This window comes from Enterococcus sp. C102(2024), assembly GCF_040888205.1.
Lineage (GTDB): Bacteria > Bacillota > Bacilli > Lactobacillales > Enterococcaceae > Enterococcus > Enterococcus faecalis.
The window spans coordinates 36,163-50,331 of sequence record NZ_JBFOHH010000008.1 but is presented as its reverse complement, the minus strand read 5'-3'; the positions used below and the strand labels follow the sequence as shown (position 1 = coordinate 50,331).

The window sequence follows — 14,169 nt, the reverse complement described above, 5'->3', positions numbered from 1 at the left end:
TACTGTATCTTTATATGTGTCTATAGTAATAGTATTGTATAGATCGTGTCCGATTTTCGGATTTCCGCTTGTATCAAGGGATTCAGTTGATATGGCACGGTGTCCGATTTTCGGATTTCCGCTTGTATCAAGGGATTCAGTTGATATGGTACGGTGTCCGATTTTCGGATTTCCGCTTGTATCAAGGGATTCAGTTGTTTTAAGATATACATCTTTTGCTGTAACTTCTAAATCTGCTAAGTACAGTCTATTAGGAATATTTTTTCGTTTTACAGGATCAAACCCCATATTTTTTTGGTAAAGTAACCCAGCTTTCTCTAAATCTTTTTTTACTTTGTTTAGTTTGTCATTAGACCAATTGAATAGAGTTTTTAATTCCTTATTAGTAAAAATAAAATAAACATTGTTTTCTTCATCAATCCAGTTGTTTTTTAAGGAGTAGTCCAATCGATCTCGTAAAACCATATACCCTAATTTCGCACTATCACTTAAGTGTTTGTAATTATCTCCGTATAAAAGAATTTGCGGGAACTGAAAAAACTTTGTTTCATAAGCTCTTTCAGATTTAATAAAAGTAAAATTAGACATAATAGTATTCCTCATTTCTTATACCACAGTTGAACGGCAGGAAGAAACATAAATTATTATTATTGAGAGAATGTCAGTTAGTATGTTATAATTACAATGTAAATTAATCTCAAATAAATAATTTCTTTCCCGCTCAGAATGAGTGTGAAGTTCAAAGTCGCCAAACTGCAAAACTTCACACTTAGTGTGGGTTTTTTTTATTTTTTAATATAGCATACAAGAAAAGATAATGAATGTAAACCGCTTTAAATAAACGTTTCCACATAACACATAACAAATAACAATGTGTTATGTGTTATGTGTTATTGATATGCTTAAACCTGTATTAATCACTTAAAAACAAAAAATGTTAAATATTAATTGTTAATAACATTTAATATTTTATATTTTAATTATTTTTAATTCAATTAATGATTCTAACTTTTTCCAAATTTCTTTTTGTTCAGATTTATCTAATGATTTTAAATATAATTCTAAACTTTCCTGAACGATAGAATATAATTCTGTATTTTTACTTAAGGATATTGCTTTTATTAACGCATGAGTTTCTTTGTGTAAACGTACATTCTGACCAGTTTTTAACTCAGATTCAGGATGCAAAATTTTATTTTGAAAAGACTTTGAAGAAACACTTTCTTTCTTATTTGAAAGATATTGATTATTACTACTGTTTTTAGGAACTGCCTGAGTAGGTTTTCTATTAAATATATCTTTGCTATTTGTCATTGATTTCGTCCTTTCCAATTCTAGTAATTAACTCGTTGGCAACACTATCATATAATGAATGAACTTTGTTATCGTGAGCATCAGTAAGATTATTAGTTATACCTGTCCAATCAAACCTTTTAATTCTTCTTAACTGTTTAATTGGATTTTTGAATATATTTTCAATACCAAACTCTTCTTTTGCTTGATTGATAATTTGTTCATCATATTCTGAATTGTTTTCCATTAAAACAGGTAGTATTCCAAGTGCTTTAACGTTTAAATCATACGTGTCTCTCAATTGTGATAAATAGTTAGCATATCGGACAGCTTTTCTGTATGATTTCATTTGTGTCTGTAAAACTATTAGTATATAGTCACTAGCTACTATTGCAGAATCGGTGTAGATATTTATTGTGGGTGGTACATCTATAATAATGTAATCATAGCTTTCTTTAATTCCATTTAATATGGAGTTTAAGAAAAAATCTTTTTCTTTTTTTGTTTTAAGATTATCATCTAAAAAATCTTGATAATTTACTAAATCAGTGTCTGAAGGAATTAAATCCCAATTTTCAGTAACGTGAATAATTGATTTTCTTGGTTGACCCTTTTTAATTGCACTATAAAAGGTATATTCAAATTTATCGGATATATCTTGTTTATAAACAAATTCCATTGTTGTAAAAACAAGATCGGTGGCGTCAGCTTGCATATCAAAGTCTAATAGGCATGTTTTATAACCTTTTTTTGCTAAAGTATAACTAAGCAATACAGCATTAGTAGTCTTACCTACACCACCTTTTAAATTCCCTGTAGTAATAATTTTTGTCAAGTTAATCACTCCTTGTGTTAAATGTTATGTGTTAATAACATATTAACACATAACATTTAACATTTCAAGCGTTAACTATAATATTTAATTACGTATTTCAACATAATGACCTAAGTTTAATTTATACTTGCGGTGACAAGCAGGACATTCAAAATAATTTTTTTGGGAAACTAATTTTGCTAATTTTCCGCAATCACAATCTACAGAAAAAGCGATATTTCGATTAAAACTATTTATTTCTAATCCCCAACGATCGTAAGCTTTTCGCATCATTAATAATCTCTCCATTCTATTTTTTGTAGGTTGGTATATTGGTAGTACTGCTTATTTTAAAATGGGCTTAGAATCGCTTTCTGAAACACTAGATTTTAGCTTTCGCTTGATTTTATAGACGGTTTCTCGTGATACATGATTCTGTTTAGCAATCTTTGCTACTGGCTCATCAGCTGTAAGCATAGAAACAATGTTATGATAGATTACTTGTTTTTGTGGGTCAGGAGAGTCTGGTGTGTAAACAGCGGGACGACCTTTGTAAATTCCTTTTGCTTTTGCTGCTGCAATTCCTTGACGTTGTCGATCTCTGATTTTTTCCCGTTCATTTTGCGCAATGTAACTAAGCAGCGATAAAAACATATCAAACATAGCTTTATCAAGTAAATCATTGCCAGTATTGAAGTTCAAAAACGGCGCGTCTAAAAAGTTTACTTCTATATTGTTTTTCCTGAAATAAAGAACTGTTTCTTTGATGTCATCATAATCTCTGCCTAAGCGGTCTAGTGAATCAAAAAAGAGAATATCACCCTCACGGGCATAGCGCAATAACTTTTGAAACTCTGGTCGGTTCGTATCTTTCCCGCTGATTTTTTCTTGAAAGATTTTTTCTACCTGTAATTTTTCCATTTCCAAGAGTTGTCGATCCAAATTTTGATCCATCGATGAAACACGAATATAGCCAATTTTTGTCATTTTTTGCTCCTTTTTCAATTGTATATAATAGACATGTATAATAGACGGTCGAAAATAGTGTAACATAGCGATTTTCAAAAATCCATTTTAAGTATACTCAAAATTTACACAAATCAAGTATGCCCGACTTGAGTATTATTTTTCTTCATAATTAAAGATATAATAAAAACTGTCTCTTTGGTGGGAGACAGTCTCTAAGGTTATAACTTATTTTAGCCTTTCATTTCTAATAAATACTCATAGAACTAAACGATTGATTCATTTAGTCTGTAAGAAAATAGTTAAATCTGAAATGGCTATTTTTATTTTACAGTATCTGCCTTTGCCTTTCAATTGCCTTGATATTAATTTTATTTCAAGATTATTTAACATGAACAAATACTTCTGAATCTTTTACATAAATGTCATGGTAATAATTAGATTTCATTAACTCACTTTCTTCTTTATTCAATGCGTTAATATCAAAAATCTCCATGTTCACATATAAACCAGTGTACGTTCTAAATAAAAACTGATTTGGCCAATAAAGTGCTTCATTTGGTGGAACCAGTTCTTTTAATATAGGATAATTCTTCGAACTATTGACAAATACTGGCGAATCCTTAAATAAAGACGTACTATGCACGGTGACCGTGTCACGGTTCACTAGGTCTTTTAAATCATCGGCTAATATCATACTTTGCCGTTCAAAGGATTCCTTTTGGTGACTTAACGCACTAGCATAAACAAATGTAAAAGATAAAAGGTAAACACAGAAAAGACAAACTGCTGTTTTTGAAACATATCCTAGCACGTTTTTAGAAGTATTTGCCAAAGTAAGCATGACAACTGAAACTACAAAAAAACTAAATCCATAGCCGTACCTAGGTGAAATTAACAGAAGCTTTTCCGGAAAGATTAAAAAGACGCCGTAACTCAAAATAGAACCTAAAAATAGAAATAATACTACGTACAAAAAGCTTTTAACAGGCGATACTTTCGCATTAAGAACCGTACTTAAAACAAAGAAAATTACTAGAATAAAAAACAAAAGTATCCATAGTTTTGTACTCTGATCAGTTATTTTTGACAGATACATTTGACTATTTACCACGACTGTTTTAGGTATATCCTTAACGCTCGCGATTGTTGTCATACCGCCTCGTGTTGCTATTTCAGGGTTAAATTTTGTTTCAATAAGATAAAGAAACATGGCGCTTATATAGCTAATCATAGCTACAATCGCTTTTTTAAGCACAGCAATAAAGGATTGATTGTCTAACAGCTGCTTCAGTGATAATGCTAATACCATCACAACATAGATCCCCGAAGACGCCTGATAAGTATTACACATCAAAAAAATGCTTAAAATAGAAACAGCCAAAAATAAGACTTTATTTTTATTCCAAAAAAGAAATGGAAGAACAGAAAATAAAAGGCTCAAAGACATGTAAGGACTGTCGAATCTGAAACTTAAATTTTGTAAAAACCAAGGATTAAAGCCAACCAACATGGCTGCCGTTAAAGCTAAAAGAGATAGTTTCTTATGAAAAGAGTAAACAATGATAATACCTGTCACTGATACAATGAATCCAGAAATAATATGCGTCCACAACCCCATATCCGTAAGGTGTCTACTCCCTTGAACTAACCAAGAACCAATTTCGCTACCCCAACGAGAATAACTTCTAGCAAAATCCGTATTGCCATCAATTTGCCTTCCTGTGTCGTCAATATAAGGAAAGTTGATTATTCCAATGCTTAAAACTAACACTTGACACATTACTAGACTTGTAATTAACAGATTTTTATTGGCCATAAGCCAACTTTGAAACTTATTCATTTTTTCACTCCTAAACTTTTATTATTTATCTTTAGTAAAATATTTGTATACTCATTTATAAAATGCTATAAAAGAATTGTAATAAGCACAAATCACTTTTTTACAAATCTATCTCTTTTTCCAGTCGGCGGAAAACGACTGGAAAAAGAGATAATCAATCAGTGGTCGATTGATTGTTGCAGCTGTTCAAACGTATAATTGAAATTGAGACGGTCTATGAGAAAAGCAGATTCCCTAATCTAGACGATTCTGCTTTTACTATATTAAGAATCAATAAATTTTTTTAGGCTTTGCAAAAATAAAAATAAAGAGGCACTGTTTATCTTGTATCTATGTGCTAATGTATTTGTAGCGTAATATATACCTACTAATCGGTTTACATCAAGTATAAATTCATAAGGATATTCCTTGGAATTTTCCATAAAGAAATAATTATAAAAATTTTTCGTGCAATCTGCAATTATTGTAGATAGTACTACTAAAAACTCAATTTCATAATTTTTTAAATCTTCCTTTGTAATACTTCTGATAAACATATCTTTAGCAAATAAGAATATGGATATATTACTTTTAGAAAATATAATATCTTCTTTGAAAACTAGCCCTTTTTGAGAATCAATTTCTTTTATAAATGTATATTCCATATTTTTAATCTTTTTTTTATCCAGATTAAGCTCCGGTCTGTTTGACATTATGTTACCTCCCTTTTATTTATTAGTTTGGTCAAATAGTAGGATTCTCGTACTTTTAATTAATTTTAGTTAATTTTACTTTCTCTTTATCGCCTGAAGTCCCTTGTTGACTATTTGCTTCGATTGTCTCTTTGTCAGAAACTTTAATCTCCGTTAGCTTTACTATCGCGTCATCCGAATCAGGTCTAGCTAATTCAATTTCAGTATTTTTGTCATTTACTTTATAATCTAACTCGATTTCATGGTTACCAGCTAAAAAGTTTGCTTTTCCTGTAGTAAAAAAAGCTATTTTTGCAGAATGAGACGTGTCATCTAAAGACTGTAACTCCCATTTACCTGTTCCGTCAGTCAGAACTTCATTCAAGTTCTTATTTCCACACCCACCTAAAAATAAAAGGGTCAGAATAGCTATTGATACCAATCCTAGTAATTTTTTATTCATCTTCATTTCCCTCCGATAAGAACATTTGTAGTAGATATTTAGCATGCTTCTGAATAATCTCTTTCTCTTCTTGAAACTTATTGGCTAATAAAACCGCATCAATCCCAGACGCCAAAGTGTTAGTTTCTAACAACAAACGATCCTCTGTCTGTTGGTGAAAGATAATCGAAAAGTGCATATTCCGAAACATCACGATTCGTTTGGTTGGTTCTAAAACAGCCAGTTTATTATTAAGTGTATATAAGTCAATGGAATCATCGACTGGGGCGTCGGGGAAATACGTTTCTGGTGCAGACAAAGTATAGTGATTTACTTCTAATTCTGCCTGTAAAGCGTCTCTCCATGCTTGTAGTGGATTATACTTAACAGTTTTTTCTTGAAAATCTAAAGAAATTATCTTGTTATTTTTAGGCATAGAAATCAATCCTTTCGTTGATTGAAAAGCGCTTAGAATGGCAAGTCATCATCCGAGATATTCACTGGGCTAGAATCCTTTGAGAAAGGATCAAGTGGATCAGGAAGTGGTGTCTGCTGTTGGTTATTGGCCTGTTGCCCATTTATTGTAGGTGCAGGGGTATTTGCCCGACGTTGTTCGCTTATTTCTTTGGATTCTAACAATTGAAAATTCTCTACAACCACTTCCGTCACATAAACACGTTGTCCTTGCTGATTGTCATAGTTTCGTGTTTGAATACGTCCAGTAATTCCTAGTAAACTACCTTTACGTGCGTAATTAGCCATCGATTCAGCCGCTTTTCGCCAAATTACACAATTGATAAAATCTGCTTCACGGTCGCCATTTTGATTGGTAAAGTTTCGATTGACGGCCAACGTAAATTGTCCGACTGCCGTCCCGCTACTTGTATAGCGTAAATCCACATCTTTGGTTAATCGACCGACTAAAGTCACATTATTAATCATTTTTATCTTTCCGCCCTTTCTTTTTGCTTTCCAAATTTTTCAATTTATAATTATTAGCAATTTGTTTATCTTGTACTCTAAGACCTATTTCTAGCTCAACGATTCTTTGTTTGACACTCTTTGTATACTGAGTTATTCTGTCGTTGGCATTTCCCATTATACCTACCACCTTATCTTTTTCTTTTGAACTGTTGGTACTCAAACCAATAGGAAACAGTCATAAAAACAAAAGCAATCCAACCAAAAATCGCTAATTTCCAAGTATTTTCCTTTGGCTCAATGAATGAAACGACACTGAAAAGAATGCCCATGTATAAGAAAGCAATTAAACTGATGAAGTGGGCAGCTTTTTTTAAATTCAATGCGCTTATTTTTCTTGTACAGTAAAATATAGAGACACATTTTTGTAAGCCTATCAAAATAGCAGCTAAGAAAATAAGAAACCCAAAGCCTAAACTCCAAAATAATGTCCACCTGCCCTCAAATGCTGACGAACCCATACCTACAGTAATAAATGCTAAGCTTCCAAACCAAAATAGTGTCCATCCTACCGCAAAACATTTCTCAATGAAATCTATCATTTTATCCATCGATTACTTGTCCTTTACATTTATCGCTTGCCAATACTTAATACGATCTGGCTTGAATCCTGCCCAATGTTCTAACTCTTCTTCTGTTTCATCATCAATAATTTTAATCAGTGGTAAGCTATGAATACCATACTTGGCTTTTAACTTTTCTACTTTCTGTTCGCTCCATGATCTTTTTCGTTCATTTTGACTATCCACTTCAATTGAGTTAGTTTCTTCTGAATTGCCATAGTACGTATTTTCATAGGGTAATCCTAAGTCGTCCATCAACTTGGTACTCATCTTACATTGAATGCAATGTGGTTTTGTATATAAAACCGCATGTACTGTTTGTTTCATAAAATCTCCTCCAGTAATTATTCCGTTGCTTCTTTTGCCTTAAAAAAATATAGGATAGAATGAATCAGTTTTTTACTCATCTGATACGTAAAGTAAGCAAGTCCAAATAGAATCAGCCATCCTAACGTATATTTTAAAGCGATTAATGTAAGTGGGAAAACAACAAACAATCCTACTACTAACCATGGCGCAAGATAAACAGCGATTATCCCTAAACCAATCACCACAACAAAAGCTAAAAAGAGTAACGCACCATGTATGGCTGAGCTAGGTTGTGTCTGTCCTACTAGCTGGGAGAACCCTCGACCAATGAACTGTAAAACCAATGTAAGCAGCTTCAATAAAGACCCAATCCCCACGTCCACAATTTTCTCTGACCATGCGAAAATATAGTCAATAACAATCATTTTTTTCACGCTCCTTTTCTTTTTCTAACCCTTTTTCTTGACGAGAAAGATATTCGTTGAATAAAGCTTCTTTTTCTTGTGGTGTCGCCTCTTCAATCAAAGACAAAAACCGTTGATTTAGTAATTCTTGCAATTGAAAGAGGTCAGGAATATCTGAATGTTTATTGATAAATAAACGTGCCATCCGTCTGTAGGTGTTGATTCGCTCGGTTTCTTTATTTTCTTGGCGGTATTTTTTACTGGCACGTCGGTGCGCTTCACTTGTTTTATACTTCAAAAAAACACGTCCTTTCTTAGTACACCTTAATTATAACACGTATACGTGTGTGTATCAAGGAATACCTTAAAAAAGGACATGCTTTTATTCCCTAGTGAGATAAATAGGGTGTTTCTTGTTGGTACTGATTCTCTTCTGACGAATTTGGTTTTGTCAGAGTTGGTGCTTTGACGATTTTTTCTTTTTCAGGCAACGTTTTTTGTCCCATTTCAATGGATAAATTCAAGTCAGTTTGTCGCTGCAACAGTTCTTTTAACTCATCTTCCTGTTCAAAGGGTTTTTCTAACTGTTCCTTTGCTTGTAGAGCATTTCGTTGAATGTCTGCCTGTTCATTTCTTAAGTCATTGATTGTCTCAGGGATTGCTTTTAAAACATTATCTAATCGAACAAAGGAACCTGTCCCATTGCGCTCAACCGCTGCTTTGTGGGTCACTTTTCCATCAAGGAGAACAATCACTTGCCCCAATTGTGAAGGCGCGACAGACAAGGTTAGTCCACGATACCGTCCGATTGTTTTTGTTTGTGTCCCATCCGTTGGTGCAGGCAATAATTGATTGAATACGTCGAGGGCTTCTTTTTTCTCGGTGTAAATTGTTCCTTGTAACTCAATTGAAAACTCTTTGCTTAGTTCCTCAGCAACCAATTGTCGATCTTCTTCATACAATTCTAACGATTGGCGAATTTCCTCTAAACGTTTTGGATACCGTGTTTCCACTTTTTCCAGTAAGGAAATGCGTGAAGATTGCCAACTACTTTGTAAAAGCTGATACTCCATCACTTTTTTATCTAATGTTAATTTTTCTAAAAGCAAGGGATTGTTGGTGGCGATTGATTTTGCTTCTGCTGCCGACATCATCGTCTGGTCAATATCTTCGGCAGAACGTGCCATGCTTTTATTTGTCATGATTTGATTGATAAATTTGAGCTTGTTTTCTTGGGTTTGCCACAAGAACGAATCAAAACTATTTTTTGCAACATAACGATAAATCTGGACTTCTTTGTTTTCGTTTCCCTGACGCACAATTCGCCCATCACGCTGTGTTAAGTCACTTGGTCGCCAAGGGACATCCACATGGTGGACAGCGAGCAACTTATCTTGAATATTTGTTCCTGTACCGAGTTTTTCCGTACTCCCTAAAAGAATACGAATTTCTCCTTGACGGACGTTTTCGAATAATTCTTCTCGTTGACGGTCATTTTTTGCAGAATGAATAAAAGCAATCTCCTTTTCAGGGATTCCTTTTTCAATTAACAGTCGTTTGACTTCATCATACACATTGAATTGAGTTGATTTGGGTGTGCCACTATCAGAAAAGATTATCTGTGTGGAACGCTGAGACTCAGATGTTTTCCAAATACGATAAGCACTTTCGGCACAGCGGAATAATTTTCCTTCTGGATACGCAGGGATAGACGGGTCTAACAAGCGAGGGTCAATCGCCATGAGCTTGGCTTCATGCGTAATTTTTAACATATTATCCTCAAACGGCGCGACTACCCCTTCTCTGATTGCGTCTGCACGTTCCCCTAGTTCAATCATTTTTTCTTCTTGATAAGGGCTTGGCTCGGAAACAACAAGCTGTGGTTTGCCTGTTTGAATCGCAGGCACAGGAAGGGCTAACTGTTCGCTTGTTTGAATATCTGCCACCAATTGGAAAGAACACATTAATTCTGGTAGGTTGTGGAACTTTGCAAACCGATTTTTCATACGGAAACTCGTACCCTCTGGATTGATTTCAGGAGCGCTAACTACTTTCCCAAACGTTGAAGCCCAGCGGTCAAAGGTTGTTAAGCGCATACGTGCTAACTCGTCAGGTTGTAAAAACCGTTGTAGGGTATACAATTCGCTCATTGAATTGGAAATTGGCGTTCCTGTCGCAAATACCACCCCACGGCCATGATTCTTTTCTAACAAGTATTGGCACTTCATATACATATCACTGGCCCGTAGACTGTTTGACGTGTTTACCCCCGCGACATTCGACATTTTTGTATACGTATAAAGGTTTTTATAGGCATGTGCTTCATCCACAAATAAGAAATCTACTCCTAATTCTTCAAAGGTAAGTAAATGATCTTTGTATTCTTCATTTTGTAGGGCTTTTAACTTTTCTTTTAGGCGTTTTTCAAAGCTGACCATTTGTTTTAAACTCCAACTTTCGCCTGATTGGGCTTTGGTTTCTTGAATGCCTTGACGAAGCTCGGTCAACTCTCTTTGTATCAGGGCTTCTCGCCGTTCTTTACTTAACGGAATTTTTTCCATTTGACTATGTCCAATAATCACCGCGTCATACTCCCCTGTTGCAATTCGAGAAATAAACTTTTGCCGATTCTTCTTTTCAAAATCTTTTTTTGTAGTGATTAAGACTTTTTTAGACGGGTAAAAACGTAAAAGTTCTTGGCCGAACTGTTCCGTTAAATGGTTAGGGACACAATACATTGGCTTTTTGATCAGCCCTTGGTCTTTCATCATCATGCCGGCCGCAATCATACTGGCCGTTTTTCCTGCCCCTACTTCATGCGCCATCAAAGCTCGTCCTGTTTCCACAATACGTGCCACAACATTTTTCTGATGAGGTCGTAAGGTAAACTGTTGATTCAATCCCTCAAAAAGTAAATGTTCCCCGTCGTACGTTCGTGGACGTATCCGATTAAATCGCTCGTTGTAAATAGATAGTAGTGTTTTTGCTCGCTTAGGGTCTGAAAACAGCCATGATTTAAACTCTTTTTTCAGGTGGTCTTGTTTGGTGCGTGCCAACATGGTTTCATCCACGTTTAAAACAGATACTTTTTTTCTTTCGCCATCAATCATTTTTTCTACTTGGTCATAGATAGAAATTGTTTTAAAGTTCAAGGATTTTTCTAGCAATTGATAGGCATTAGCTCGTTCCGTTCCATATTCAGTGGTAACAACAATAGAATTCCGAACGTTTTTCCCCTTAATATGGTACGTGTCTGTAAATTCATTGTATTCCACCGCAACCATTTGTCTTTCAAGAAAAAAAGGATCTAATTGGAATTTCTCTTCCATAAAATCGTGATAGATTTCTAATGGCAACCAACTTGCACCAAGTTCATAGGAAATATCTTCAATGCCTAAGTCTTTTGGAATAACGGACACCAAAGCTTGAACGTTCTCTTCAAAGAGTGGATTTTTCCTCGCTAGCGCTTTGGATAAGGACAATTTTTTCTTCACATCTCCTGAAAGAAACGCTTCTTTTGTGACGTAACTGTTCGTTAGCTTTTCATCATTTTCAATATATTTCTCTACATCAACAAATATATGCCCTTTCAATTCTTCTAACAGCTGTGTTTCAGGAACATTATAGAGTTTGTTCATGTACGGAATATCGACTGCCCCTTGTTTGGCCAAGCTATGATTGAGTGCTTCTAAAGCGGAGTGAACACTTGTAACAGGCTCAATTGGACGAATCGTTGCTTCATGGAAAATAGCAGACTTGGTATAAGAACCATCTTTTTGCGGCACTTCAATGGACATTAAAAGTGCGAAACGGTCGTCCTCATAAAACAAACGGGTATTGGTTGGACTGTTTAGATAGCCATACTTCCGTTCGAATTTATCATAAGCTTCATTTAAACGGTGCAGTTTTTCTTCAAAGAGCGACGATTCAAAGTCCAAGTCTTGTTGGTAAGCAATCACCTCAGAAACAAGGTCGCGAAGCTGAATCATTTGTTGTAGCCGTTTTTTCGGTGTTGGTTTTAATTCTTGCTTTTGAATGCCCTCTAGTCCGTGATAATAAATGTCACCATTCTGTTCCCCAAAACTGAACTTAGGAATATCCAAATCCATAACTGTTTCTTGTACTTCTTCAACAGTCGGCAATACCGCTGGTAAGGAGAGTTTCATCGTTTCAGCGGAAAGAAACTGCCCTTCCAGTCTGTTTAGAACTTTTGGTAACTCTGTCTGCCAAGGTTTTTCTTCTCTTGGATTAAGCGTATACGTTCCTCCTCGGTAGTTTTTGAAATGATACCTACCCAACGTATGCGTCAGCATATGTTTATGGAAATAATTATTCATGGTCATCGGTGGCTGAACGCTACCATCTTCTCTTGTAATTCCTGAAGGGACATTGGTAGTTTCAACCCAAAGTGCTTGTCTACGCTCAAGTAATTGTTCTTCTGCTTGTTCTTGTATGCCGCTATGTTTCCTAAAGAATAAAACATCCGTAGTTACTTCTGTACCTGCAATTTGCTTAAACGCAGTGTTTGGTAAACGTACACCACCAATTAAATCGGCTTTATGAGATAACTCTTTACGAAAAGACGCGTCCTTTTTATCCATTGTTCCAGAAGAGGTAATGACTGCGACAATCCCACCTTCATGTACAAGGTCAACGGAACGTTTAATAAAATAATCATGAATGTAATACTTTTTGAGTGTTTTATTGTCTGTTAAGCGTATATCTGCAAACGGAACATTGGCCACAACCACATCCAAACTATTTTCAGTAAATAGCGTTTCTTCAAACCCTTTTTCTTGAATGACTGTTTTTTGGTGCAATTGTTTCGATAATCGAGCGGAAAGCGAATCAATTTCCACTCCGTACAATTCACTTTGTTCACGCATTTCTGAAGGCATTGCCGCAAAAAAGTTTCCTGTTCCCATAGCAGGGTCTAAAATTCTACCAGAAGAAAAACCAAAGCGTTTCAATGACCGATAAATTTCTTTGATTATCAGTGGGTCAGTATAATATGCGGTTAATACACTTTCTCTCGCACTAGCATATTCTTCTTCTGTTAATAAGGTTTCTAATTCTTTTCTTTCTTGTGAAAAATTACTTTTGGTTTCATCAAAAACATCTGCTAACCCACCCCAACCAACATATTTTGCTAAAATTTGCTGCTCGTCACTGGTTGCTAATCGGTTTTCTTGTTCTAAGGTTTTCAGTAAGCGTAAAGCAGCTAAATTGTCTGCAAGTTTTTGTTTTGGTGTATCACTGTAGAAGTTTGTAGTTTCTTCAGGGAACGAAAATTCTATGGCTGTTCGTTCTTCTTGCTCAACAAACGTTTTCTCTTTTACCTTTTGCTCTTTTGTCCCAGAAAGTGCTTGTTTTGTCCCAAAATCAAAGGCGAATAGATCTAATTCTTCACTTTCAGATTGATTTTTCTCTGCGTTTTCACCAACTGGTGCTGCAGGCTTGTTAAACGGACGATAATAGGTTTTTCCATCCTCTAAGAGGATCTCAACGGCTTCTCTTTCCATTTCTCCCTTTTCGTTGACTAAATAGGCTTTCTCAAACAGCCGTTGATAGCGATAGGTTTCAGGCAATTCTATCCAAGCCACTTCCGCATCTGAAAGAACCGTCTCTTTTTCTTGTTCCGTTGTTAATGGTTTTTGTACGGTCTCTTTTTCTTGAATATAGTGTGTGTAGGCTTTTTTTTCTTCCTCATTCAGATACTGATCGGTTTCGATTAACTTACGAATGAGGGTACTCACTTCTGCCCATGTTTTTTTTATTTCGATAGGTGAGGCTGTATTATACTTAAAGAATTGAATCCCTTCATGATTATATCGAATAGCAACAGTGCCATTGCCATAACCAGAAGCTCCTCCAATACCAAAG

Annotated in this window: 16 protein-coding genes; all 16 read right to left on the bottom strand. The window is 35.0% G+C overall.

The annotated features are described in order from the left end of the window. Positions 1 to 588: replication initiator protein A (locus AB3I34_RS13495; protein ID WP_368027854.1), on the bottom strand; the 588-nt coding region annotated here is incomplete at its 3' end. A gap of 381 nt (positions 589 to 969) precedes the next feature. Further along, positions 970 to 1,314 carry a hypothetical protein gene (locus tag AB3I34_RS13490; protein WP_010831044.1) on the bottom strand — a complete coding sequence of 115 codons (345 nt, stop codon included), beginning with the start codon at positions 1,312 to 1,314 and terminating at the stop codon, positions 970 to 972. Further along, positions 1,304 to 2,128, bottom strand: coding sequence for a ParA family protein (locus AB3I34_RS13485; RefSeq protein WP_010831043.1), 825 nt, complete (start codon positions 2,126 to 2,128; stop codon positions 1,304 to 1,306). Before AB3I34_RS13485 ends, AB3I34_RS13490 begins: the two co-directional genes overlap by 11 nt. 84 nt (positions 2,129 to 2,212) lie before the next feature. Beyond that, the gene (locus AB3I34_RS13480) at positions 2,213 to 2,401 is read right to left on the bottom strand and encodes a hypothetical protein (RefSeq protein WP_010831042.1); all 189 of its coding nucleotides are present in this window, start codon (positions 2,399 to 2,401) and stop codon (positions 2,213 to 2,215) included. Positions 2,402 to 2,452: 51 nt separating this feature from the next. Then, positions 2,453 to 3,094 (bottom strand): recombinase family protein, encoded by a 642-nt coding sequence (locus AB3I34_RS13475; protein WP_010831041.1) that lies wholly within the window; start codon positions 3,092 to 3,094, stop codon positions 2,453 to 2,455. Between the two features lie 361 nt (positions 3,095 to 3,455). Further along, positions 3,456 to 4,916: a glucosyltransferase domain-containing protein gene (locus AB3I34_RS13470; protein WP_240077094.1), complete on the bottom strand. Its 1,461-nt coding sequence runs from the start codon at positions 4,914 to 4,916 to the stop codon at positions 3,456 to 3,458. A 263-nt stretch (positions 4,917 to 5,179) separates the two neighbouring features. Then, positions 5,180 to 5,608, bottom strand: coding sequence for a hypothetical protein (locus AB3I34_RS13465; RefSeq protein ID WP_126262999.1), 429 nt, complete (start codon positions 5,606 to 5,608; stop codon positions 5,180 to 5,182). Positions 5,609 to 5,663: 55 nt separating this feature from the next. After that, positions 5,664 to 6,050, bottom strand: a complete 387-nt coding sequence (locus AB3I34_RS13460) for a hypothetical protein (protein ID WP_010717555.1) — start codon at positions 6,048 to 6,050, stop codon at positions 5,664 to 5,666. Further along, positions 6,043 to 6,465, bottom strand: coding sequence for a hypothetical protein (locus AB3I34_RS13455; protein WP_126263001.1), 423 nt, complete (start codon positions 6,463 to 6,465; stop codon positions 6,043 to 6,045). The genes AB3I34_RS13460 and AB3I34_RS13455 overlap by 8 nt, the downstream gene beginning before the upstream one ends. Before the next feature lie 32 nt (positions 6,466 to 6,497). Beyond that, positions 6,498 to 6,971: a single-stranded DNA-binding protein gene (gene ssb, locus AB3I34_RS13450; protein WP_010717553.1), complete on the bottom strand. Its 474-nt coding sequence runs from the start codon at positions 6,969 to 6,971 to the stop codon at positions 6,498 to 6,500. Beyond that, positions 6,964 to 7,128, bottom strand: coding sequence for a hypothetical protein (locus AB3I34_RS13445; RefSeq protein ID WP_010717552.1), 165 nt, complete (start codon positions 7,126 to 7,128; stop codon positions 6,964 to 6,966). The genes ssb and AB3I34_RS13445 overlap by 8 nt, the downstream gene beginning before the upstream one ends. 13 nt (positions 7,129 to 7,141) lie before the next feature. Next, the gene (locus AB3I34_RS13440) at positions 7,142 to 7,561 is read right to left on the bottom strand and encodes a hypothetical protein (RefSeq protein WP_126263002.1); all 420 of its coding nucleotides are present in this window, start codon (positions 7,559 to 7,561) and stop codon (positions 7,142 to 7,144) included. 3 nt (positions 7,562 to 7,564) lie between these two features. Then, on the bottom strand, positions 7,565 to 7,900 hold the full coding sequence (locus AB3I34_RS13435; protein ID WP_010717550.1) for a thioredoxin fold domain-containing protein: 336 nt from the start codon (positions 7,898 to 7,900) through the stop codon (positions 7,565 to 7,567). Between the two features lie 17 nt (positions 7,901 to 7,917). Continuing rightward, the gene (locus AB3I34_RS13430; RefSeq protein ID WP_126263003.1) at positions 7,918 to 8,307 is read right to left on the bottom strand and encodes a hypothetical protein; all 390 of its coding nucleotides are present in this window, start codon (positions 8,305 to 8,307) and stop codon (positions 7,918 to 7,920) included. Further along, positions 8,294 to 8,584 (bottom strand): hypothetical protein, encoded by a 291-nt coding sequence (locus tag AB3I34_RS13425; RefSeq protein ID WP_126263004.1) that lies wholly within the window; start codon positions 8,582 to 8,584, stop codon positions 8,294 to 8,296. The genes AB3I34_RS13430 and AB3I34_RS13425 overlap by 14 nt, the downstream gene beginning before the upstream one ends. 91 nt (positions 8,585 to 8,675) lie before the next feature. Continuing rightward, entirely contained in the window at positions 8,676 to 13,808 is a 5,133-nt protein-coding gene (locus AB3I34_RS13420; protein ID WP_368027855.1) for an N-6 DNA methylase, read from the bottom strand. Positions 13,809 to 14,169 lie beyond the last annotated feature (361 nt).

Coding starts and splice junctions, on each gene's coding strand:
- AB3I34_RS13490 (WP_010831044.1), bottom strand. CDS start 1,314: ATGACAAATAGCAAAGATATATTTAATAGAAAACCTACTCAGGCAGTT.
- AB3I34_RS13480 (WP_010831042.1), bottom strand. CDS start 2,401: ATGATGCGAAAAGCTTACGATCGTTGGGGATTAGAAATAAATAGTTTT.
- AB3I34_RS13475 (WP_010831041.1), bottom strand. CDS start 3,094: ATGACAAAAATTGGCTATATTCGTGTTTCATCGATGGATCAAAATTTG.
- AB3I34_RS13470 (WP_240077094.1), bottom strand. CDS start 4,916: ATGAATAAGTTTCAAAGTTGGCTTATGGCCAATAAAAATCTGTTAATT.
- AB3I34_RS13465 (WP_126262999.1), bottom strand. CDS start 5,608: ATGTCAAACAGACCGGAGCTTAATCTGGATAAAAAAAAGATTAAAAAT.
- AB3I34_RS13460 (WP_010717555.1), bottom strand. CDS start 6,050: ATGAATAAAAAATTACTAGGATTGGTATCAATAGCTATTCTGACCCTT.
- AB3I34_RS13455 (WP_126263001.1), bottom strand. CDS start 6,465: ATGCCTAAAAATAACAAGATAATTTCTTTAGATTTTCAAGAAAAAACT.
- ssb (WP_010717553.1), bottom strand. CDS start 6,971: ATGATTAATAATGTGACTTTAGTCGGTCGATTAACCAAAGATGTGGAT.
- AB3I34_RS13445 (WP_010717552.1), bottom strand. CDS start 7,128: ATGGGAAATGCCAACGACAGAATAACTCAGTATACAAAGAGTGTCAAA.
- AB3I34_RS13440 (WP_126263002.1), bottom strand. CDS start 7,561: ATGGATAAAATGATAGATTTCATTGAGAAATGTTTTGCGGTAGGATGG.
- AB3I34_RS13435 (WP_010717550.1), bottom strand. CDS start 7,900: ATGAAACAAACAGTACATGCGGTTTTATATACAAAACCACATTGCATT.
- AB3I34_RS13430 (WP_126263003.1), bottom strand. CDS start 8,307: ATGATTGTTATTGACTATATTTTCGCATGGTCAGAGAAAATTGTGGAC.
- AB3I34_RS13420 (WP_368027855.1), bottom strand. CDS start 13,808: ATGGAAAGAGAAGCCGTTGAGATCCTCTTAGAGGATGGAAAAACCTAT.